This is a genomic window from Bartonella sp. CM86QHHN (assembly GCF_042194695.1).
In the GTDB taxonomy this organism is placed as follows: Bacteria; Pseudomonadota; Alphaproteobacteria; order Rhizobiales; family Rhizobiaceae; genus Bartonella.
On the sequence record NZ_JBHIND010000061.1, the window covers coordinates 71,295 to 94,850 of the forward strand.

Consider the following 23,556-nt stretch of genomic DNA (forward strand, 5'->3'; position numbering starts at 1 on the left):
GAGTAATAATAAAAAGTGATTCATTTTGAAAATGTCGGCCTACGCTATGGAATGGGCCCTGAGGTCCTTCGTGATATTAGCTTTCATATTCCTCCTGGATCATTTCAATTTCTCACAGGTGCCTCTGGAGCAGGGAAAACGTCGCTGATGCGTCTTATGTTTTTAGCACTCAAACCCACCCGCGGTCATATTGATCTCTTTGGAACAGACACAGCATTACTCAAACGACAAGAGCTCCCTGCGCTGCGACAACGTATCGGTGTGGTTTTTCAAGATTTTCGTTTACTCGACCACATGACCACTTATGAAAATGTTTCCTTACCTTTACGCATTAAAGGACAAGAAGAAGCAACCTATCGCAGTGAAGTGGAAGATCTTCTCTGTTGGGTAGGTCTTGGAGATCATATTCATGTTTTACCACCGGTTCTTTCCGGTGGGGAAAAACAAAGGGTAGCCATTGCACGCGCACTCATTGATCAACCTGAAATTCTACTTGCCGATGAACCCACCGGAAATGTCGATCCGCCCTTGGCAAAACGCCTCCTGCGTTTGTTTATTGAATTAAACCGTTTTGGAACGGCTGTTATCATTGCCACCCATGATATTGCCTTAATGGAACAAGTTGCAGCACGGCGTATGCTTCTCCATAACGGACGGATGACGATTCATGAATAAATTTTTCTCCGTTTTTACCAGCAATAAAAAAAACACAACAGCGATTATTCCCAGTGGCAATATTTCTGGAAAAGCACTAGTAGCCGTGATTGCTATTATGACATTTCTCTCAAGCCTCACCTTAATTGGTGTTGATTTAGTCCAACGTGCCGCCCAAAATTGGAGTAATCAGATTAGCTATGAAGCAACAATACAGATACGCCCCATTGACAATGTTGATATCAACAAAGCACTCCGTGATGCCGTACAATTGGTTAAAACATTTTCTGGTGTACAAGATGCAAAAATTGTTGACCAAAAAGCTACAGAAAAGTTACTGGAGCCATGGCTTGGAACAGGCTTCAATGTCAATGAACTACCCCTTCCCCGCCTCATCATTGTGACCCTGAAGAGAGATGAAAAAATCAATTTTGCAGCCATTAATCACGCCATTAAAACCCAAATTCCAGGAGGTCAATTTGATGATCACCGTGTTTGGGTTCATCGTTTTGCGACCATGGCACACACCACTGTTTTCATTGGTTTTTCAATTTTAGCATTGGTTTTAGGCTCTCTTATCCTCACCATCATTTTTGCCACCCGCAATGCATTGGCAGAAAATACACATATTATCAATGTCTTATATTTCCTTGGTACTGAAACTCTTTTCATTGCTCGCCAATTTGACTGGCATTTTTTTAAAACTGCGCTGCGTGGTGCTTTATATGGTGGTCTCACAAGCATATTTCTATTTTCAGCCTTTTGTCTCTGGACGAATTATAACTTGGGAAGAGTAGAAGCTAGCCAAGTAACAGCTTTGTTTGGACATCTTTCCATAAGTTCCATCCCCTACGGAAAAATCATTTTTCTTATTATTTTCGTTTCTTTTCTTACCACCCTTACAAACCGCATGACTATTTTAGCGCAACTGAAAAAAATTGATCAATGTGAAAACGGTTTATTTTAATTTTATGACTCACAACACTTTCAACTCATTGACGCAAAACAATTTAGAACGTCCTCTTCCAAAACGGACCCACTATAATAGTTGGTCTCTCTGCTTTTTATTTCGCTATTTTCCACCGACAACCCTTACTCTTTCAATCATTGTTTTAATTTTCTGGGGCGGTTTTATTATTTTTTCTGAAAAAACTGAACGACTTTCTCCCCCAACACCTCTCCCCAAAGCGGATGCCATTATCGTGCTTACAGGCGGAGAAAACCGAATAGAGACAGGACTTAATCTCTTACAAAAGGGGCTTGGTTCACGTCTCCTCATCAGTGGCGTAAATACCACAACCAATCTGAAAAGTCTCATGCACAACATGCATATTACCCCACGGCTTATCTCCTGTTGTATTGACATCGGGCATCAAGCGATTAACACCAGAGGAAATGCTAAAGAAAGCGCCGATTGGATCAAAAAACACCACTATAAAACCCTTTATATCGTCACCCATGATTACCATGTGTGGCGCTCAATGCGAGAACTTAAATATTTAATGCCTGATATCCATTTCATTGCCTATCCTGTTAAAAAGAACAATGCTGAAAGCGCAATACAACAGATCAATCAAATCCGCATTCTTATATTCCAATATATTAAAACGCTCCAAGTCTATATCAGAACCGCATTCTAATCTTTATCCTTCTGACTTTTTAAAAACCTTGCCATCTTCTGACCTCTTCATACCTTTCTTTCATACCCTTCCACACGAGTTGCCTCTATAAAAACTCGACAGAGCTTACCCTCATACAACGCAGAACATCCCAATGCACGTGTCACTGTATTTGCACGTTCACCCAAAACATCTCTTACATCCCAAACATATCTCACAGCGCGGATCTGTACATGCCATCCCAATATTATAAGCTCTTGTAAATAGAGCCCCCAGACAGCCATAAGATCTCCAGACTTGTCATAAAAATCTATTTATACCACTGTCTTACCCTTCATAAAAAATGCAAACCGCCTCACCCTATATTTTGCCACCCCCCCAAGTATTACGATAGCTCTTAAACCTCTTGGGATGATTGGTAAGAGGCATGCATTACGCCTTTCTTAAACACGAACATATCAACCTCGTATGACATGCAAAGAAGTAATTTTAATAGATTTAAAATGAGAAAATTTATAATACTTAGATTTCTCATTCAACAGAGAGAATGTTAAACTATCATTATAAGTCAATATATTAGTAACAATCTCTTATTCTAAAAAGCATCTTCATAAGAGCATTTTAGATCACAGATAGAAATAAGCTCAAAACGCACACCGCTACAAATACCCCACGTTTTTTATCGCAATCTTTTTTGAAATCATTTCGCTCTCTAAGATCACCTTTTGTCTGGTTTCCTCTCCCAAAAAGAACGAAAATTTTTAAACTCTATTGATCTGTAAACAATAATAACTCAGCTTCTTGTCTAACGCGTTCCACCTGCTCACTTCAATATCAGAACATCTCAAAAGACAGATTTCATGAGAATTGTCATTTCCTCTCAACATCTCAAAAGGCGACGATTCTTATTAGCAACGATTTGTACACAATCCACTTTCTCTGGACAGGTTCCACTCAGCTTCTCCATTTATATGGTTTACTCACATAAAGCTCGACAAGAAAACCCTGCCTGAGAATATTCATCACTGCCGCTAAAGCTCATGCGTCATAATTTTAGCGACCTCACTGCCTAAGGTGCTTTATCACATACAATATATTGATTTATAATGGAACTTTATTACGCTACAACTTGAATGAGAGCTCTCAATATCATCAGATTCTCTCATTTCAAATCTGTTCTCTATTGAATCAATCAAAACCATTTTCTTGCACATCACATAGGACTTGCACATCACAAAGGAAGAGAGCCTGCGCAGCGTAAAACTGTACAAGAAAGACATGCCTCTTATGGACTTGTCTCAAGTGCCAAGGGCTGTCGCAATACCCACGAGCTGACAAGGTGTGTGATAGTGCCAGTTTGTTACGACACAGCGCTGTTTTACCGCACAATGGATAATTTAACCTTTTCAGTTTCTCTCACTTCCAATTTTGGCAGGTTGCGCACAATTTTCATTGTTTCCAAGCTTACAGTAATAACCCGCTGAAACAATTCCAATGGATAAGCTGGATTACCCACCGTTTCAACAGCATAGCGATTGGCATCATTCACAATCCCACTCGCTTTATCCGTTTTGACAACCTGCCGCTCCATAACCCATTCAAGAGCAGGCCTGCCATTGATCACATACTCATACGCTTCAAGAGGAATATTCTGCATCGTGATATTCGCATTATAAACCACGGTGCTTTTGTCAATAGCACCACGCTTACCAGCAAATTTCATTGCTTCAACACGATAAAAACTCTTCTCATCAGAAATCACCCAAGTTCTTGGATCACCCTGTTTATAGGTAACGGGATAGGGTTCAACCTCTTCATAATTCATATGCAAATCACCAAGCTTGCGCCCCGCTGTAACAAAAGCCCAAAAATCCTCTACCTTTTTAACTGTTGGAATACGCGGCAATTGTTTAGATAAATTATGCGCATAGCGAGCACGATAATCTTCAGAATGCAAAATCCCGTAAACATAATAAAACAAATCATCCTTTGTTATCATTTCACCAGGATAAGCTGCCTTAAAATAAGCCAACCCTTCATCCGTAAGAGCATCACGCCGCTCTAAACCAGTTTCTTTGCTTTCCTCTGCAAAATTTGCAAACAAATGAACCTGATCCCCCTCCTTATTTTTCAAGGACACAGCATCTTCATAAACATACCGTGGAAAACATTGACCAGTATCCATTGCATGAAGATTAGATAAATTCTTAGTCATCAGAACAGAAAAGCCACTGCTTGCTCCAATTCCCGTAACTTGTATCACCTTATTTTCAGCCGCTTGTTCCAGAGGAAAAATACGTGGCATTTGTAAAACTCTATGGTTAAAAACACGATTGTAATAGAGCCACTGTTGTGTAAAAGGACGATAAAGGCTCTGGGTAATATACGTATCTTTAAATTTAAAAGCTTTCCCCCTTATTAATTCTTCTTTAAGGCTACTACTCCAACTAATCTTTCTAGAATCTGTATTGACAAAATCGTTCACAGCATTTGCACGTGCTTTGCGATCAGAATGTAGATACGCAGCATTAAAACGCTCTACTTCACTGTTATAAAAAGCAATCATATTGCTCATATTCTTTGCTAAAGCTTCACGACTTGAGTTATATGTCCAAGCATCACGACTAGTTTGTATACCGCCAGAAAAATTTTCAAAGAGCCTTTTATCACTGCCTTTCTTGTCACCTAAGGCTAGAAATTTTTCAAAATCATTATTGCGCTGATTCAGCCAATCGCCATGCTCATCAGGTGTAATCATCTGCCAGCTGTGTTCACGTGTGATACCACCAATACTCCCCAACCTCTGAAGTTCACGGAGCTTTTCTTTTGCTGTGAGATAATCTCCAATATCACGAAAATATATTTTCCCATGCTGTTGTGCATCCGGATTTTTAACCAAAATGGAAATCGCAATAGGTGCGCGAGACCCAGAACCAAAAATCTTTCCCCCCTCCTTTCGAGAGAGTTCTCCAGAAGTTCGTTGATTCCCCCGCAAATGGAAAATATAAAGGCTGCTAAATTCCTCGATTAAACATTTTCGTAAACCATCCGTAGAGTAACTACTGATAAAACCTGCATTTGTCACAAAACCAATAACACCACAGTCTTTTATACGGTCACTTGCCCAACGAATGGCACGAATATAACTGTCATAAAGTCCATTAACATTGCTTGCTTTAGATTGAGCGGCATAGGTTTCACGAATGCGACGATCCAATTTAGGATAGCCAATATTCTGCGCATTGTCGTTTTCACTTTTTTGTCCAGAAGAATAAGGGGGGTTGCCAACAATAACACGAATATCCAGTTCCTTCTGGTGCGCCAGACGTGTACTGTTATCCACCAGCAAATCACTGATCAGGTCTTTTTCTTGCTCATAAAGCTGGAATGTATCGGTCAAACAAATTCCCTCAAACGGAACATAATCGCCCCCCATCAGACCATGATAGGTCGTCTCAATATTAATGGCTGCAATATAATAGGCTAAAAGCACGATTTCATTGGCATGAATTTCACGACAAAATTTGTGTTTCACTTCTTCTGGCTTTATCAGACCCGATTGTAAAAGCCGCGTGATAAAAGTACCTGTTCCAGTAAAAGGATCCATGATGTGCACACCCGGTGAGCCAAGCGTTTGCCCAAATTCTTGCTCTAAGACATCATTGACAGAGTGCAAAATAAAATCCACAACCTCGACGGGGGTATAAACAATGCCTAGTTTTTCTACAGTGCGTGGAAAAGCATAACGAAAAAACTTATCATAAAGCTCTACAATCAACCTCTGTTTTGCTTTTGGATCCGTAATGCCACTGGCTCGTAATTTTACACTTGCGTAAAATTTTTCCAGATCTTTGGATTCCTTATCAAGATTTGCCTCATCAAGCACATCAAGCATACGCTGCATAGCACGCGAGACAGGATTCTCACGTGTGAACTGATAGCCTTCAAACAACACCTGAAAGACAGGACGCGTGATAATATGCTGTGCCAACATCTCAATCGCATCAGCTTCTGTAACAGCATCATTTAAGTCATCACGCAGTTCTGCCACAAACCTGTCAAAGGCTTGACGCGCCTCAGTATTTGGCTCTGCCAGAATGCCTGTTAAGCGCGTGATATGATTCTTAGCAATTTCAGCAATATTGCTCGCCCAATCCTCCCAATAATCACGTGTCCCACATTTCTTAACGATCTTTGCCAAAATCGCACGAGAAAGTTCATCTACGCAGAAAGAAAGCTCCTCGTTTACCTGCTCTGTAAGAAAGCAATCATGCTCCAGACTTCCAATTCCCGCTCGTGCAGGCTGTGAGCGAACCGGAAGATTGTCTACAACAGCCGTAACAGCCTGTAACTCAGTGCTCTGCGTGACACCAATAATCTCAATCACATTACTGATATCTTGCCCGAGGGATGCCTTATTAATCGTCGCATCAAAACGATCATCATGCGCACGCAAAGCATTTAAAATTTGCCAGATAACCCGATATTTATCATTGTTGTTCAAAGCCTGTTCCACTGGAGTATCAGGAGGAATACCAATTGGCAAAATGACATATCCCATCTTTTTACCTTCAGAGCGACGCATCACCCGCCCAACCGCTTGCACAACATCAATCTGGCTTTTGCGTGGATTTAAAAACATGATCGCATCAAGAGCCGGAACATCCACCCCCTCAGACAAACACCGAGCATTGGTCAAAATACGACAAACATCCTCACCACTATCAGCTTTCAACCAGTCAAGTAATGCACCACGATCCTTCGCATTAAAAGTGCCATCAACATGCTCAATTTCACACTTCAGAAAATGCTCATTTTCTGTATCCTCTTTCGTATAATCAAGATATTCTCTAACAACCGCAGAAAACTCATCACGCACAAGTTCAGAACTTTTAATAGTTTTACAAAACGCTAAAGCACGATGCATAGGATATGAATCCGTACCAACATCAGCCTTCATATTTTGTTTTGTCAAAGCCTTATAACAGCCAATAATCTTTGTTGCATCATCAAGAATAAGCTCAGAATCGCTATCACTAAGGCGCTTCTGAACAGCGGAACTGACCAATTTTTCGTCCATTGCTAAGACAATAACCTTATAATCTGTTAAAAGATCATTTTGTACTGCCCATGAAAAACCCCGATAAAAAAGTGTTTTACCAAAAAGCTTTTCATCATCCATAGAAGCAAGAACAGCATTAACTTCATTCGCGCGACTTTTTGCGTTATCACCAAAAATACGTGGTGTCGCTGTCATATAAAGGCGTTTCTTGGCACGAATAACATCATTGGAATGCACCTTAACAAAATTGGATTCATCCTCGCCCACCAGCGTTGCCCCTGTTGTACGGTGCGCTTCATCACAAATGATAAGATCAAATGTTGGCAAACCATAGTTTTTCTGAGCATCAGCAATCACCTGAATAGATTGATAGGTTGCAAACACCACGGTCATCTTATCTGCAACACTCTTCGCCACCTGTTCTGCAAGTTTAGCAGCATCGGTTGTCGCCGGAAAAGCAAGATCAAACACATCAATTTCAGCAACATCATCACTATTTTTACGACGCTTTCCCACTTGTGTATCTGAACAGACAGCAAAGGATCTCAATCCGATTTCTGCATCCGTTGTCCATTCACGGACCGTCTGTGACATCAGTGCCAAGGAAGGAACAAGAAACAAAACAAACTTGCCTTCACCAGCCAAATCCTCAGCAATTTTAAGACTGGTAAATGTCTTACCAGTCCCACAAGCCATAATAAGCTTCCCCCGATCTGCTTGAGCAAGCCCAGCACGCACATCACGCAATGCTTCCAATTGATGTGGACGCAACTTCTTTTTATCCTCCAAAACAACTTTGCCCTGGGCTGCAAAAGTTTCCCAACGGATCGGACTTTGTTGTATATCGGAAAGATTAATCCGTATAACAGGAATATCCTGCCCCCGTATCATTGTTTCAGCGTTATCACTCCAAGCACTTTCAGTACTATCTATAATAACACGCCGCTTGAATGGAGCTTTCCCTGATGCCGAAATAAAACTATCAATATCTGCTTTTTTAATTCGATAGGCTGCATCATAAAATTTACATTGGATTGCCGCAAAACCCCCTCCATCACGAAGCTTTGCAACAAGATCGATACCAGTATCATGACCATCCCAATCATTTTCATGAGCCCAATCTTTAAAGGTTTGAACCTTCTCATAACACCCAGACTGAAGAGGATCATGTGTTAGATAAGCAAGAGCAAAACGCTCAAAATATGTACCTTTATCTCGTTCGGTACGCGCTTCATCACGATATGTCTGTAAAAGCGATTGTAGCGTCATGCTTCCCCTCAATGAAAAATACCTTCAACTATCGAATCTAAACCAATTCGTCAATGCCTCTTGTTCTACCCAAAAAACTTAAAAAAATCTTAAAATTGCTTGATTTTAAGATATTTCTTCTATGCTTAATTAAATCAACAAGAGAGAATCTTTTGATCTTTTTGAGTATCCCCCAAATCATATGATGCATTTATTGATGTCTATATCCCTATGGAAATAAACGGTAAGGCGTGATGATTTTGAAAATATTTTTTGCCTTTTGTTAAGAATACACAATAAAGTGCGCAATAATTTTAGGATTTAGCTTAGGAATGAGAGGGGGAAATGGATACGACACCTGCGAACACACAAGACACCAAGGAAGAAACTCCACACACAAAACAGCGCATTTTACGAACGATCATGCATATAATTTTACTATAATACGCAAAATATTAATCGTGATATTCAAAATATTGATTTTTGAAATATTTCTTTGTCTTTTGTTATTTCGTAGACTAATTATTCGCTTCTTATACTTTATAGCGGGTGGTTTTAGAATTCTTTTTTATATGTACAATATATTGATTTATAATGATAATATAGCGTCATTCATATTAAATTAGAACTCTGAATAACGTAAGATTTTCTCATTTCAAATCTGTTTATCTTGAATCAATCAAAACCACCCGCTTGCACATCACAAGCGGGATGAGTGTGTGGAGAAAAACTGTACAAGAAATGACTAAAAATGGCTCTTATGAACCGCCGCCTTAATGCAAGGTCTATCGCAACACCCACGAGCTGGCAAATATAATGATGGTGCCGGCTTATTACTTCATAAGCGTAAAGATGGAGGTGCTCAATAGATTTACCATGAACAGCGTCGCAAAATAGGCTTGGATACCTTGAGAAATGTTTCTTTAAAACAAAGAGTGTTAATGTGCAACACAATGGCGCTCTGTATCGAACTTGTAGCAGGAGGAAGAATACCATACCAACTAGACATACCATTGCTCATCACTAGCGCCATTATGTTCTTTAGCAGCATAATTGCAGCTTGGTATTACGATGTTCTCTTACTTCATCTCACACCTGCTGAATATGAGCTTATTCTTTTTCAATAAATGAAAGCCCCTTTCATTCATACATCATTCAAAATAAGAAGCTATCCGCCTCTCAAACTTTTTGTCTTCCTCACCAAACTCATGAAATCAAACCCGCATCTCACGGTATTAGTTCTTAAGATCACGCGCCCCCTACCGAGTATCTGACGGCATCCTTACCCTAGAAACTCAAATGGCTTGTTTATCCTTCAGCTCCAAAATCATGAAATAAGGCAGAAAAAAGCGATGCCTTAAACAAAATATTCTAAAGAAGCTACGTTACTCAAATAAAGGAACAGAAAATGACAGTGTCTTAGGTCACATTTTAAAACTTGAGCAAGATCATAATTTATTTGCATAAACCTAAACACCTATAATTTGCACCACCCTCTGCAAAACCAAAAGTGAGAAATCCACATAACCTCTTTTCCGAAAATCTTAAAAAGACTAAACGAAACCTCTTAAACTGCTCAGCTATCTCGATACCAGTTCATTTTTTTGGAAGAACGGAGGTTTAAGCTGTTTTTGGCATCAACCTTCTTTTTTGTTCTTTTGTTTGTTAGCAGATATACTATTCACTACCCCGCCTCTTTTTAAATTAAATCTTAAGAAACGTCGCGCAATATATTTCATTTGTCCTCCTCTTCATATCTCAGAAGACGAAGATTTTTAACAAAATTCAGTCTGCAAGTAATCTCATTCTAACGGGTTCCATTTAACTTCTCCTTAATAGGATTTACTTCCATAAGACTTGACAAGAAAGATTTAAAAATATTCATCATGCATTCTCAAAACATTTAATGCCTCAAGAAGGCTTATATGCCTACCACATCTCACATGATGTGGTGCGCTATAAGAAACGTTCACCTCTAGTGGTACGCTTCACTTAACGAACAAAGCGTTTTCTAAAATAGAGCAGCAAATAATGCTAAACTTTTCCCATTCATGTTTCGCTTCATAAACGCTTCATCCAAGTGTAAAGCATCTCAACAAACATGCCCAAATTGATAAAGCCTAATCGCGTGAAAGAGCGACAACAGGGTCAAGCCGTGAAGCTTGCCGCGCTGGAGAAAAGCCAAAACATATTCCTATGAGGGTTGAAAAAGTAAGAGACATAATGATCGATTCAATGGTATAGATAAGATGGATAGGTGCCTTAAACAGAAGGAACAAGCCACCGATAGAAAGCCCAAGCAAGATCCCCAAACCACCACCAATGACACAAACCAACACCGCTTCAATGAGAAACTGCTGCAAAATATCACTTTGGCGTGCACCAACTGCCATACGCACACCAATTTCATTGATCCGCTCAGAAACGGTGACCAGCATAATATTCATCACCCCAATACCACCTACAATCAGGGAAATCGCTGCAATTGAAGAAATTAAAAGTGTTAAGATATGTGTACTCTCCATGATACGGTCACGAAAGAATTCTGAATTTCTAATGAAAAAATCTTCTCCACCATGCCGCATAATGAGAAAACGTTTCACCATGTTTTCCGCTAAATGTGAATCGACATCATCAGCAATCCTAACAGTAATTGCACGAACTTCTGTTGTACCAAGAAAACGCGTTTGCACTGTTGTATAGGGCAAATAAAGCTGTAATGTATTTGATGTGTTTCCATTTGCGTGATTTTGCGAATCAACAACACCAATAATACGCGCTGGAACATTACCCACATGCACCACTTTGCCAAGAGGGCTTTCATGGCTATGGGGAAAAAGAACAGACAATGCTTCTTTTTCAATCACGAGATCAACCGCCCGATCATGCACACTTTTTTGATCAAAAAACTGTCCTTTGAAAACTTTAAGCCCCTGTGTCTGAAAGAATTGTTCTCCCACCCCCACAATGACAGCATTGACTTCAACCGCACCAAAACGCACTTTTGAGCTTGTTGAAATCTGAGGTGTTACACCAGAAACATAAGGTAACCCAGACAAGGCTTCTGCATCAGCTTCAACCAAACTGGTTATTTTTTCTGCTTGTGGATCAGAAAAACTTTTGCCAGGAAAAATGGTTAATGTATTAGCACCCAAACTTTTAAAATTTTCCAGAATTTTCTCTCGTGTACCATTCCCTAAAGCCACCATAGCAATAATCGCCCCAATACCGATAATCACCCCAAGCATTGTTAGAAAAGTCCGCATGCGATGTGCATTCATTGCCAACAGAGCCATCACAAACGCCTCACGGAATCGCTCAACAAAAGAACGAAAAAAGCCCAGTTTTTGTTGGCCTTTTAGATTTTGTTGTTCCTGAAGAGATTTTCCACCAACTTTTGTTTTTGCAACCCTTGACCGCTTATCAGCAATAATTTCCCCATCACTGATTTCGATAATACGCTCTGCTCTTTCAGCCACCTGCATATCATGGGTTACAATGATAATAGTACGTCCCTCTTGATGAAGTTCATCCAAAATATGCAATACTTCTTGCCCACTCTTTTTGTCCAATGCACCAGTTGGTTCATCTGCAAGAATGACCTCCGCATTATTCATGAGCGCCCGAGCAATAGAAACACGTTGTTGCTGACCACCGGACAGCTGATTTGGACGATGATTTATCCGATCACCCATGCCCAAACGTGTTAAAAGATCCTGTGCCCGCTTTTTCCTTGCTTCCACGGCACTTCCCGCATAAATAGCCGGAATTTCAACATTACCAAGAGCTGTCAATTCATTCAACAAATGGTAACGCTGAAAAATAAAACCAAAATGATTACGTCGCAAAGCCGACAATTCATCCGCAGAAAGGGAAGCTATTTCTTTACCAGAGATCCAATAACGGCCAGAAGTTGGACGGTCAAGACAGCCTAAAATATTCATCAAGGTAGATTTACCTGAACCGGAAGCACCTACAATTGCCACCATTTCACCACGTTTAATGGTAAGATTGATGTTTTTCAAAACGGTAACAAACGCTTCGCCCGCAGGAAATTTGCGCACAATATTTTCCAAGACGAAGACAGCATCTGCTTGATTTGTGCTCATGCTTTAACTCTCGTCTTCGCTATGCATGTTAGAAGACTCGGGCATCACTCCATCAGACGAACTGGTGACGACGACATCACCCTCGTTAAGTCCTGAAATAATCTCTGCCATAACCTTATTATTCAACCCAACGCTCACCTGTTTAGTAACCAACTTATTTTCCCCCACCAAAACAGAAACCCATGCTTTACGCTCTCTTGTCTCATCGCGTAAAGCATTACTTGGAACCAACAAGACATTCTGTGCGCGCCCTAAGATAATATGAACTTGAGCAGTCATATAGGTTCGCAAAAAATTGTCCGCATTATCAACATGTAGAATTCCGTTATAATAAATAGCCGATGAGATTAAAGCACTAGAACCACTCACCATACCAGGATTAATACTCACATCAGCACGAATTGTTTCAGGAGCCGGCTCTACTTTTTCTAAAACGCCTTCATAACGACGCTGTGAATTACCTAGAACTGTAAAATAAAGTGGTTGTCCAGCTCGGACTTTAAGAACATCTGCTTCTGAGATTTGCGCCTTGATCGTCATCTTTGATAAATCACCCAAAATAACAATTGTTGGCGCCGACTGAACCGCATTCACATTCTGCCCTTCTTCCACAACTGTTGCCAAAACCGTTCCCGCTGAAGGGGCAGTGATACGTGTATAACCTAAATTAACCTCTGCACTCTCCACATCAATTTGTGCTTGCACAATCTGCTGACGAAGTTGTTCAATTTGCGCCTCGCGTATTTTCACCTGTGTCGCAGCCTCTTCGAGGTTCGCACGTGAAACCGCACGTGTTTCAATCATTTTTTTCTGACGCTCTAAATTTTTCTGTGCAAGAGAAAGATAGGCTTCTTGTTCTACCAAACTCGCATAATAATGCGATAATGCTGCTTTTTTTCTTTTTAAATCATTTTCCTGATCTGTAGGATCAATTTCTGCTAAGAGATCGCCTTCTTTAACAACACTCCCAGGAGAAACACGCATTGACACCACACGCCCTGTTGCTCGCGCACCAACAGCCACCAACCGGTAAGGACGTACAAGACCAGAAGCTAAAACACTTTCCTCAATATCCCCACGCTTCACCACCGCTGTTATATAAGTTGGAGTAGATGTTCCAAAAAAAACAGAACGCAACCATAACAACAAGAGAATGAGAAATATAGCAGTTAAAAAGAAGGAAAGTTTTTTGTGTTTTGTAATGAAATTTTTGAGTAAGTTTTTTTTCATTTCCCTACCTTTGCACGCGAACGAGGTGCACCATCAACGACTTCTGGACGCGATACATCAACAACGCCATCCCAGCCCCCCCCCAACGCTTTCATCAACGTGATATATTGCGTAACCAAAGAAACACGGCTATCTTTAAGCGCCATTTGTGCAGAATAATAAGAGCGATCAGCATTTAACAATTCAAGAAAACTAGTATTTCCATTCTCAAAAAGGTTCCGTGAAAGTTTTAAGGAATGAAGAGAAGCTTTATTCGCAACGATTAGCTTTTCTAAGCGTTGATGTTCCTTCGTTAATCTTACAAGCGCATTTTCTACATCTTCTAAAGCTTCCAACACAGCAGCTCGATAAGTAATAAAAGCTTGATCACGCTGCGCGCGCGCTACCGCAATAGAAGCCTCGACCTGACCTCCATTAAAAAGAGGAAAACGAAGACCAGGTCCAAAAGACCAGCCAATCGTTGAATTTTTCCATAATTGATCAATTGCCGTTGCTGCTGTCGAAATATTACCTGTTAAAGTAAGTGATGGATAACGATCTGCTTCACGTTGACCAATCCGTGCTGTCGCTTGCGCATATTGACGCTCTGCCCGTCGCAAATCTGGACGTGTTAACAAAATATCGGCTGGAATTCCTGCTGGTATCGGCCAGCGTGGTTGTGGAATCTTTGCATGCTTAGCATTTTTTTGTAAAAGATCCTTCAATGCCGTAGGCACACGACCAGTTAAGACAGAAAGGCGATGAACGCTCATTGCTAAATTCGCTTCCATCTGTGATATATCTGCTTCTGTATTTGCCATTTGTGCTTGCGCATTTGAAACATCAAGCTCAGAAACATCACCAGCTGTTAATCTAGCGCGCATCAGTTCATAAGTTTTACGTTGTGATACAGCAATTTGCCGCACAATAAACAACTTTTGTTGCCAGCCACGCATTTGCACATAATTTGTTGCCACATCTCCTAGTAATGTCACCATGGTAGCGCGCATATCTTCCACAGCCGCATCAAGGCCATAACGCGCTGCTTCAACCGCACGTTTATGCCCACCAAAAAAATCAAGCTCCCAGCTTGCATCAAAACCACTACTATACTGGTTTAACAATGCATCAGACTGTCCAGAACGACTACGGGTTCCTGAAATTGAATTGGACACATTTGGCAAAAGAGTTCCCACAACCTGTCCTAAACCCGCACGCGCCTCACGTACCCGAGCTTTGGCAACAGCAACATTATTATTTCCAGAAATCGCGTAATCCATTAACGCATCTAGAACAGGATCATTCAAATGCCGCCACCATCCGGCAAGCGCAACGGGCTGCCGTGCAGTCTGTGCAGATTTTTCTCCCCAAACTGCTGGAACACGAAAAGATGTTTTCTGGTAATTAGGACCAACCATACATCCTGACAAAAGCAAACACAACAAGACACTAAAAAATAATCCACGAGAAGCGCCCCATTTGAGATTTCTGATATACATCCAGTCTCCCGCATTCTTTCAGAATCATTATTTAATATTAATACTTTATTTACCTCTTATTTCAAACTTGACGTGAAAAATCAAATACAGTTTGCACAGGAATATGATCTGAAGGACGTTCCCATCCGCGCGCATCACGAAAAATCGAAAGATCTACAACAAAAGGAGCTAAATCTTGAGAAGACCAAATATGATCAAGCCGCCGCCCATAATCGGTAAATGCCCAATCGCGAGCACGATAACTCCACCATGTGTAAAGCTTGGTAGGAACAGGAATATGCAACCGCATCAGATCAACCCATCCACCTTGACAACACAAATCCTGCAAACGCTCGGTTTCAATGGGAGTATGGCTTACAACCTTCAACAATTGCTGATGAGACCAAACATCCTCTGCCAAAGGAGCAATATTTAAATCTCCCACCAAAAGAGAAGAAAGACCATCGCCTTGATCCGCACGAATGGAGGACATTTCTTCTAAAAAATCAAGCTTATGACGAAACTTTTCATTCACATCAGCATCAGGGATATCTCCCCCAGCAGGAACATAAAAATTATGAATCCGCAAGCTTCTCCCATGGGCTTCCACAATAACTGAGATATAACGGCAATCTTGGTTTTGACAAAAAAAACGCTTTTCTACCTTTTTAAAAGGCAAACGAGAAACAATAGCCACCCCGTTATAAGATTTTTGTCCACTCAATGCGATATGCTTATAACCCGCTGCTTCAAAAGCCTCCACTGGAAATAAAGCATCTGGACATTTTGTTTCCTGTAGACACAAAACATCTGCGGAAAAGAGATTCAAATACTGAAAAACCTGTGCAAGACGCAAACGAATAGAATTAATATTCCAAGTCGCAATACGAAAGAACATTTGTTTTAATCCCAATGACGTAACACTCTTTCTTCATTTCTTCGAAGGAAGTGTGAACATCCCATTAGCGAACCGGACGTCTGTCCGCACATTCATAATCTGCACAGTAGTTTCCAAATTTTGTTGGTCAACAATTGTCCACTGTCGCAAAGCAGAGCCTTTAGAATCAAAAACCATCCTTATTTGCCCTGCCCCAATCGTTTTATCACGCAGAACAATCGTTACAGCCCCTGGATCTTCGCGAAATGCGAACAAGCGCCCAGAAGATACATCAATTTTATCATCCAACAAAAATTTCATTGGCGTTTGCGAAAGTTGTGAAAAGTTCCAAGTATTCAAAGCCCGATTGTTAATACCTACAAATTGGCCATCTGAAATAATCTGTAAAGGCATTTTTTTGTAAATGAAACGAATTTTCCCTGGGCGCTCTAAATAAAATGTCCCCTGAGACATTTTTCCCTTTGGACTAAACTGAATAAAATCACCTGTCATTGTTTTGATTGCCGCAAAGTGATTCACAACATTTTGCGCCTTTATCACTTTATTAGATGCTTGCGAAAAAACAGGAACAGTTAAACACCAAAAGATAATAATTCCCACCAACCCAAAGACTCTTCTTTGCGGTAAAAAAGACGTTTTCATAAAAAATGCTCCCAAGCAATACTTAATTGACTTTATAATTCATAACTTAAGTGATCAACGACGAATAAATACCCTTCTTTATAAGATAAAGATATTGTTTGAAAAAAATATCAAAAGATTTTTAAAAGTATTCTTCTTCGACAGTCTCCAAAATTTTTCGCTTACCCATATCATTAGCTGGACTAATGATGCCTTCTTCTTCTATCCTTTCGATCAATGTGACGGCACAGTTATAACCAATGCCTAAACGACATTGAATATAAGAAGTTGAAGCCTTACGATCACGAAGCATAATAGCAACAGCTTGACAATAGGAATCATCTGCTAAAGAAAAAGCTAAAGAAACATCCTTTTTTATTTCTTGCGGTATCGTTTCCAAATAATCAGTCTGCGTTTAAGTTTCCGAAATCATCAAATTTTCCTGCTTTTCTGCTGATTTTCTAAACGCATAATATATTCTTTCCCACCCCTAATCTATGAAGCAACATAAATTATAGTCAATACATAATGGATTAAGGACTAAACATATTACTCGCGAACCTAAAAGCTCTTTTAAGTGGCAAAAATGCTTTTTTGACTTCCTTCCCACCCAAAAGAATAAAAATCTTCATCCGAACCACTCTGTAAACAATTTGGAGTTTAGCAAATTTCACTTAGCTTACCACCCCATATAATTCATTTATATTAAGACTCGACAGATCAGCCTTGCCCTAAATATTTAGAGCGCACTTAAAAAGACACTTAAATATCAAGTCTTACATGCTTTTACACCCCTACACTCGCAATAACATTATTTTATACCAAGATATTGATTTATAATAATTTATCTTTTTAACTTAAATCATAACGCCAAATACAATAAGATTCTTTCATCATATACTCTCTCATATTGAATCAATTCAAATCATTTGCTTGCACGTTACAAGCAAGATTGGTGTATGGATAAAAGTTATATAAGATAAAGAATCCCCTTATAAGGAGTCTCAAGTACCAAGGAGCTATCGCAAATTGAGAGCTGGTATATGAAAATGCAGACTTTCTACGATACAATAGGATAAACACTTGTTTTACAAGGTATTATAAAAAACAACTATAAAGATTTTTCAAAAGCGCTCTTCTTCAGCAGGCACTAAAATTTCTCGTTTCCCTGCGTGATTTGCTGGACTAATAATACCTTCTTCTTCCATCCTCTCAATCAATGTCGCAGCGCGGTTATAACCAATGCCTAAACGGCGTTGAATATAAGAGGTCGAAGCCTTACGATCACGAAGCACAATAGCAACAGCTTGACTATAGGGATCATCTTCTGAAGGAGAAGACAAAGAAACATCAGCACCATCCTCTTCAACTTCTTGCGTAATTGTTTCTAAATAATCCGGTCGTGCTTGCGCTTTGAGATGCGCAACAACCTGCTCCACTTCATCATCCGCAACAAAAGGCCCATGCACACGCTGAATACGTCCTCCTCCCATCATAAAGAGCATATCTCCTTGTCCCAATAATTGCTCGGCCCCCTGTTCACCTAAAATTGTTCGGCTATCAATTTTTGAACTCACAGAAAAAGAAATACGTGTAGGAAAATTGGCTTTGATCGTCCCAGTAATAACATCGACAGAAGGACGCTGTGTCGCCATAATTACATGGATACCGGCAGCACGTGCCATTTGTGCTAAACGTTGAACCGCTCCTTCAATATCTTTACCAGCAACCATCATCAAATCAGCCATTTCATCAATAATGACAACAATATAGGGCATAGGACTAAAATCAAGTGTTTCCGTTTCATAAAGAGGCTCACCAGTCTCACGATCAAATCCAACTTGAATTGTCCGCACCATTGTCTCTCCCTGACTTGCAGCTTCCCTAAGACGTGCATTAAACCCATCAATATTACGAACGCCTAGTTTTGACATTTTACTATAGCGTTCTTCCATTTCACGAACAGCCCACTTTAAAGCAATCACGGCTTTTTTAGGATCTGTCACCACGGGTGTTAATAAATGGGGAATGCCATCATAAACCGAAAGCTCAAGCATTTTCGGGTCCACCATAATGAGACGACATTGTTCAGGTGTCATACGATAAAGCAATGATAAAATCATTGTATTGATAGCAACAGACTTTCCCGATCCTGTTGTACCAGCAACCAAAAGATGGGGCATTTTTGCTAAATCTGCAACAACAGCTTCCCCCCCGATTGTCTTACCCAAAGCAAGTCCTAGCTTGGCTTTGCTGTCAATAAATTCTTGCGCCTGCAACATTTCTCGTAAATAAACCATCTCACGCTTTGCATTAGGCAATTCTATTCCAATAACATTACGTCCTGGAACCACCGCAACACGCGCCGAAATCGCACGCATCGAGCGTGCAATATCATCTGCCAAACCAATGATACGGGAAGACTTAATGCCTGCAGCCGGTTCAAATTCATACAAAGTTACCACCGGTCCAGGACAAGCATCTATAATTTTGCCTTTGACCCCAAAATCTAACAAAACCCCTTCAAGCTCCTGAGAATTTGCTCTTAAAACAGCAGGAGAAAGTTTTGCATCCTTAACAGACGGTGGTGGAACCGAAAGATAATCTACAAGAGGAAGAACAAAACCACCCTTTGAAGAAGCTGTTAAAGACTTTCGATTTTTAACAGGAGAAACATAGGCTTTATTTTGATTTTCCTCACACTTTACTTTTTCACCTAAAAAAGTTGGCTCAATCCGATCAAATGGCTTTCCTTGCCCTTTACTCTGAAAACGCCTTTTGAAACAGAATAAACGAAAAAAACGCGCTTGTAAAAAATAAAAAAGATGCAAAAGAGCGCCACAAGTTGTCGCAAAAAAAACATGATTTTCACGATCCTCCTCTGCGGCATATTCCGTATCTTCTTCCAACTCAAAGACTGGATTAACGATTTCGTCTTTTGGAATGCTTTTTTCTTTTCTTTTCTTTGTTCGACGCCGCCATATCACATTACCAGCAAAAGCAGCGGTGAAAAAACCTAAAAGAATAAAAACAACACTGAAAAACACCGTGTAAGGAGGAGAAAGAAAAAGAGGAAAGACTGAAGAAGCAACACTTAAAACTTTATCCCCTAAAACCCCTCCCAACCCCATTGGCAATGGCCAATAAGTAAAAGAAGAAACAGGTGACATAAGGGCAAAAGCAATTAAAAAACAAATCGTTGATAGCACCCATAAAAAAAAGCGCAAAGTCAAATTGTAGATATTCTTTTGCGCCAACAAGAGAAAAGACCAAAATAACGGTGGCAACAAAACAGAAAGACTTGCCAAGCCAAAAAACTGCATAATAAAATCTGAAAAAATTGCCCCCATCCACCCCATAAGGTTTGTAACCTCATTTGTACTTGCATGGGTTAAAGATGGGTCCGCAACATTCCACGTCGCCAAAGCAAACACACAAAAAATAATAAAGCCCAAAAGCCCGAGCCCAATAAATACTCCTATCTGACGTAAAAACATCTCAATAAGACGCGAACCTTGAGAATTTCGCGCTTCTAATGAATCATAAGGAGAAGAACTTCGGTGCATCTATCAATTCCAAATACAAAACTTTCATATTTTAAAGAGTTATAACTCCCTCTCTCTCTTAAAAAAGAATGAAGCTTAAACTCTGTGCCGATTTGTAAACAAATCGCCTGTAAACAATCCGACTTCTTATCTAGCGCGTTCTACCTTCTAATCACTTCATATCATTCATATACCACCACCCTAAGAGACAATCCTTCATAAGGCGCACAAAAAGCTCTCCCTGAATATTTATCACACGATCAACCAAAAACACCTCATGTGTAAAGTGTTACATGGGTGCTATAGGCACCTTCCTAAACAAATAATATTTTTTACGCTACATCATGATAACGGCAAAATATGAATACTGTTTTAACCATCACGAATGACCACAATTTTTTATCTATTTTTATCTATCATACTAACGAAATGGCCCCCTTCAGGACAAGCATACTGAAGTAACTCACACAACTTAAAAAATACACGACCATCTTTGTTTATTTTTAGTTTTCTTTTTTATCAACCAAGTGTAAAAAGAATTGAAGAAGATATTTAAAAAAGCTTATCCGATAAATCTGTAAGATGAATCACATAAATGATTAAGCAGAAAAACTCTGAAAAACCAATCTGTCATCAGATTGATGCTAAAAAGAAACCTCGTTTTTGTAAAGCAGAGAGAAAAGTAAAAGTTAAGATATTTTAGGCAATATAAAAAGATATTCTTTTTAAAAGAAAGCAACCTATAAACAATGGAAGAAGTATTGTGTGTTCTAATCGCAATAAAAACGTACAACCCAATAAAAAAATTAAATCTCATAAAACTAAACAATATGATCTGCTCATTGCAGGGGGGGCAGCTGTCGGTTTAACCCTAGCGATAGCACTCAAGCAAACAGCCCCTAATCTGAAAATAAAAATCGTTGATGCTGCTCCACAAGGAGATACCCCTGCTTCTAACATACGAACCATTGCCCTTGCTGCTGCTTCTATTCGTATGTTAAAACAATTACAATGTTGGGAACCTATAAAACCCTATGCGCAACCCATTCATTCAATGATCATCACAGATACAAGCACAAATGATCCTGTCAAACCCACTCTTTTAACCTTTGAAGGCGACATTAATCCCGGTGAGCCCTTTGCTGCTATGGTAGAGCATAGAGAACTCATCAACACTTTAAAAAAACGTGTCAAAGGTCTCAATATCCCTGTTATTACAAACACCCGTGTCATTGATTTTCATCAAGAAGACCAACATACAACCGTCACTTTAAATAATGAAGAGGTTTGGCAAACAAAATTGCTTATTGCAGCTGACGGAGCCCATTCGAAATTACGCCAAAAAGCAGATCTTAAAAACTTTTCTCATCCCTATAAACAAACAGCAATCATCTGCACAGTTGAACATGAAAAACCCCATAATGGTCAAGCAATTCAACATTTTTTACCTGCCGGTCCTTTTGCTCTTCTCCCTCTCAAAGGCAACCGATCCGCCATTGTGTGGAATGAAGATCATAAAACTGCGCAATATTATCTCAAAGCTGATGCACTTATTTTTGAAACAGAACTCGAAAGACGCATTGGCCATCGATTAGGCAAACTCTCTTGGGATGGCGAACGTCAAGCTTTTCCTTTGAGTCTTTCTTTAACACGTCAATGCGTTAAACCACGTTTTGCTCTCGTTGGCGATGCCGCCCATACCATCCACCCCATTGCAGGACAAGGACTCAATTTAGGATTACGCGATAGCGCTGCGCTGGCTGAAGTGATTATTGAAACAGCACGACTAGGTCTTGACATTGGCTCCCTCACGGCTTTAGAGCGCTATCAAAGCTGGAGACGTTTTGAAATTGTCCGTATGGCTTTAAGCAATGATTGGCTTAATAAACTCTTTTCTAATGATAGCCTTCTTTTACGGATGCTCCGCGATACCGGACTTGGAATCATTAATCAAGCACCAAAAATAAAAAAATACTTCATTCAAGAAGCTGCCGGACTCTCTCCAAATGCCCCACGTCTTCTACGCGGCTTCCCACTTTAAGCAAAAATTCATACTATTTCACTTTTTTTACAACCTTTGCCTTCCTCCTTCAAAGAACAAAAAATTCCTATCTCATCCAATCTGTTTACAAACCGGATTCCTGTCGAGTAATTTTTTCTTGACTTCCTCCTCCCATATTTCACTTAACATTAAACTCGACAAGCAAGCTACATTCTAAGAATATTCACCATGCACTGAAAAAAACGTTTAATGTCTCAAAGAGGTTACCTTATATCACCACTTAAAAGAAGCCATTTCACGGCATAACAAAATAAACAAGACTTTTTAGTACACAACACCTTTATTTATAATAATAAATTCATTGTTCTCAGATTGAGTGAAAAGTCTAAAGATCATAAAATACCCTTATTTCAAATCTCTCTCATGTTGAAGCAATCAAAATCATTCGCTTGCACATCACAAGTGAGAGTATCGTATAAATAAAAACAATTAAACAAAGCAATACAAAGGCTCCCTCTCTCAAGGACTAAGGGCTTTAGCAACATTGGAGGCGAGTAAAGTGTATAATGGCACCGGCATACACTTTTTATCGAAGTAAAAATGGTGGTGTACAATGGATTTTATATGATCATAAGGACTTTTACGTTATACTATTCAAGAAAAGCGCCATAAAATAAGCTTAATTGCATTGAAAAATTTTTCTTTTAAAAAAGCACGTAAATTGGAAACATAAATGTATTCGGTTTGGGACATTCTGCTTCTCAGACAAACTCTTTAACTTATTGTGGAATGCCACACGACTTTAGAAAAAATATTCCAATATATAAAAAGTATTCCGTACACTATACCATCACACACAATTGTAAACCTGCATATCACCCCCTATTTCACACCATAAAAGAAGATAAACCGCAATAGAAATGATCCAATCCTTTTATTTTCAAATACGCTCTTTATTCATTATTCATAAACGCTCAGAAATGAATTTTAATCACAAACGCTCAGAAATATGTCATAAATTCTATAAAACCCATAACAGCCATAGAAATTTTCCATTTTTCTACATACTCACTCATCTCAACTAAACGAACGATAAATAAAGTAAATGCCT

Annotated in this window: 11 protein-coding genes and 2 pseudogenes; 5 read left to right on the forward strand and 8 right to left on the reverse strand. The window is 39.6% G+C overall.

Annotation, left to right across the window (positions count from 1 at the left end; genetic code table 11):
• The first annotated feature begins 15 nt into the window (after positions 1–15).
• The 3 genes from ftsE to ACFIKX_RS07410 are packed head-to-tail and all read left to right on the forward strand — an operon-like array spanning position 16 to position 2,294.
• Positions 16–675, forward strand: a complete 660-nt coding sequence (ftsE, locus tag ACFIKX_RS07400) for a cell division ATP-binding protein FtsE (RefSeq protein WP_273723097.1) — start codon at positions 16–18, stop codon at positions 673–675.
• On the forward strand, positions 668–1,621 hold the full coding sequence (locus ACFIKX_RS07405; protein WP_375628714.1) for a cell division protein FtsX: 954 nt from the start codon (positions 668–670) through the stop codon (positions 1,619–1,621). The genes ftsE and ACFIKX_RS07405 overlap by 8 nt, the downstream gene beginning before the upstream one ends.
• A gap of 4 nt (positions 1,622–1,625) precedes the next feature.
• Entirely contained in the window at positions 1,626–2,294 is a 669-nt protein-coding gene (locus tag ACFIKX_RS07410) for a YdcF family protein (RefSeq protein ID WP_375628715.1), read from the forward strand.
• Between the two features lie 1,357 nt (positions 2,295–3,651).
• On the opposite strand, the gene ACFIKX_RS07415 is transcribed toward ACFIKX_RS07410, so the two are convergent.
• Complete coding sequence (locus tag ACFIKX_RS07415) at positions 3,652–8,604, reverse strand: DEAD/DEAH box helicase (RefSeq protein ID WP_375628717.1); 4,953 nt, start codon at positions 8,602–8,604, stop codon at positions 3,652–3,654.
• Between the two features lie 730 nt (positions 8,605–9,334).
• On the opposite strand from ACFIKX_RS07415, the pseudogene ACFIKX_RS07420 reads away from it, so the two are divergent.
• Positions 9,335–9,549: pseudogene (locus tag ACFIKX_RS07420) on the forward strand (integrase); the annotation flags it as partial.
• A 1,154-nt stretch (positions 9,550–10,703) separates the two neighbouring features.
• On the opposite strand, the gene ACFIKX_RS07425 reads toward ACFIKX_RS07420, so the two are convergent.
• The 7 genes and pseudogenes from ACFIKX_RS07425 to ACFIKX_RS07455 form a co-directional block, all read right to left on the reverse strand.
• Positions 10,704–12,692: a MacB family efflux pump subunit gene (locus tag ACFIKX_RS07425; protein WP_375628718.1), complete on the reverse strand. Its 1,989-nt coding sequence runs from the start codon at positions 12,690–12,692 to the stop codon at positions 10,704–10,706.
• A gap of 3 nt (positions 12,693–12,695) precedes the next feature.
• The gene (locus tag ACFIKX_RS07430; protein ID WP_375628719.1) at positions 12,696–13,922 is read right to left on the reverse strand and encodes an efflux RND transporter periplasmic adaptor subunit; all 1,227 of its coding nucleotides are present in this window, start codon (positions 13,920–13,922) and stop codon (positions 12,696–12,698) included.
• Entirely contained in the window at positions 13,919–15,400 is a 1,482-nt protein-coding gene (locus tag ACFIKX_RS07435; protein ID WP_375628721.1) for an efflux transporter outer membrane subunit, read from the reverse strand. The genes ACFIKX_RS07430 and ACFIKX_RS07435 overlap by 4 nt, the downstream gene beginning before the upstream one ends.
• Positions 15,401–15,461: 61 nt before the next feature.
• The gene (locus ACFIKX_RS07440) at positions 15,462–16,277 is read right to left on the reverse strand and encodes an exodeoxyribonuclease III (RefSeq protein WP_375628723.1); all 816 of its coding nucleotides are present in this window, start codon (positions 16,275–16,277) and stop codon (positions 15,462–15,464) included.
• 33 nt (positions 16,278–16,310) lie between these two features.
• Complete coding sequence (locus tag ACFIKX_RS07445; RefSeq protein ID WP_375617820.1) at positions 16,311–16,919, reverse strand: outer membrane lipoprotein carrier protein LolA; 609 nt, start codon at positions 16,917–16,919, stop codon at positions 16,311–16,313.
• 121 nt (positions 16,920–17,040) lie between these two features.
• A pseudogene (locus ACFIKX_RS07450) lies at positions 17,041–17,304 on the reverse strand (DNA translocase FtsK); the annotation flags it as partial.
• 718 nt (positions 17,305–18,022) lie between these two features.
• Entirely contained in the window at positions 18,023–20,464 is a 2,442-nt protein-coding gene (locus ACFIKX_RS07455) for a DNA translocase FtsK 4TM domain-containing protein (protein WP_375628725.1), read from the reverse strand.
• Between the two features lie 742 nt (positions 20,465–21,206).
• Here ACFIKX_RS07455 and ACFIKX_RS07460 point away from each other — a divergent pair.
• The gene (locus ACFIKX_RS07460) at positions 21,207–22,484 is read left to right on the forward strand and encodes a ubiquinone biosynthesis hydroxylase (protein WP_375628726.1); all 1,278 of its coding nucleotides are present in this window, start codon (positions 21,207–21,209) and stop codon (positions 22,482–22,484) included.
• The last annotated feature ends 1,072 nt before the right edge of the window (positions 22,485–23,556 follow it).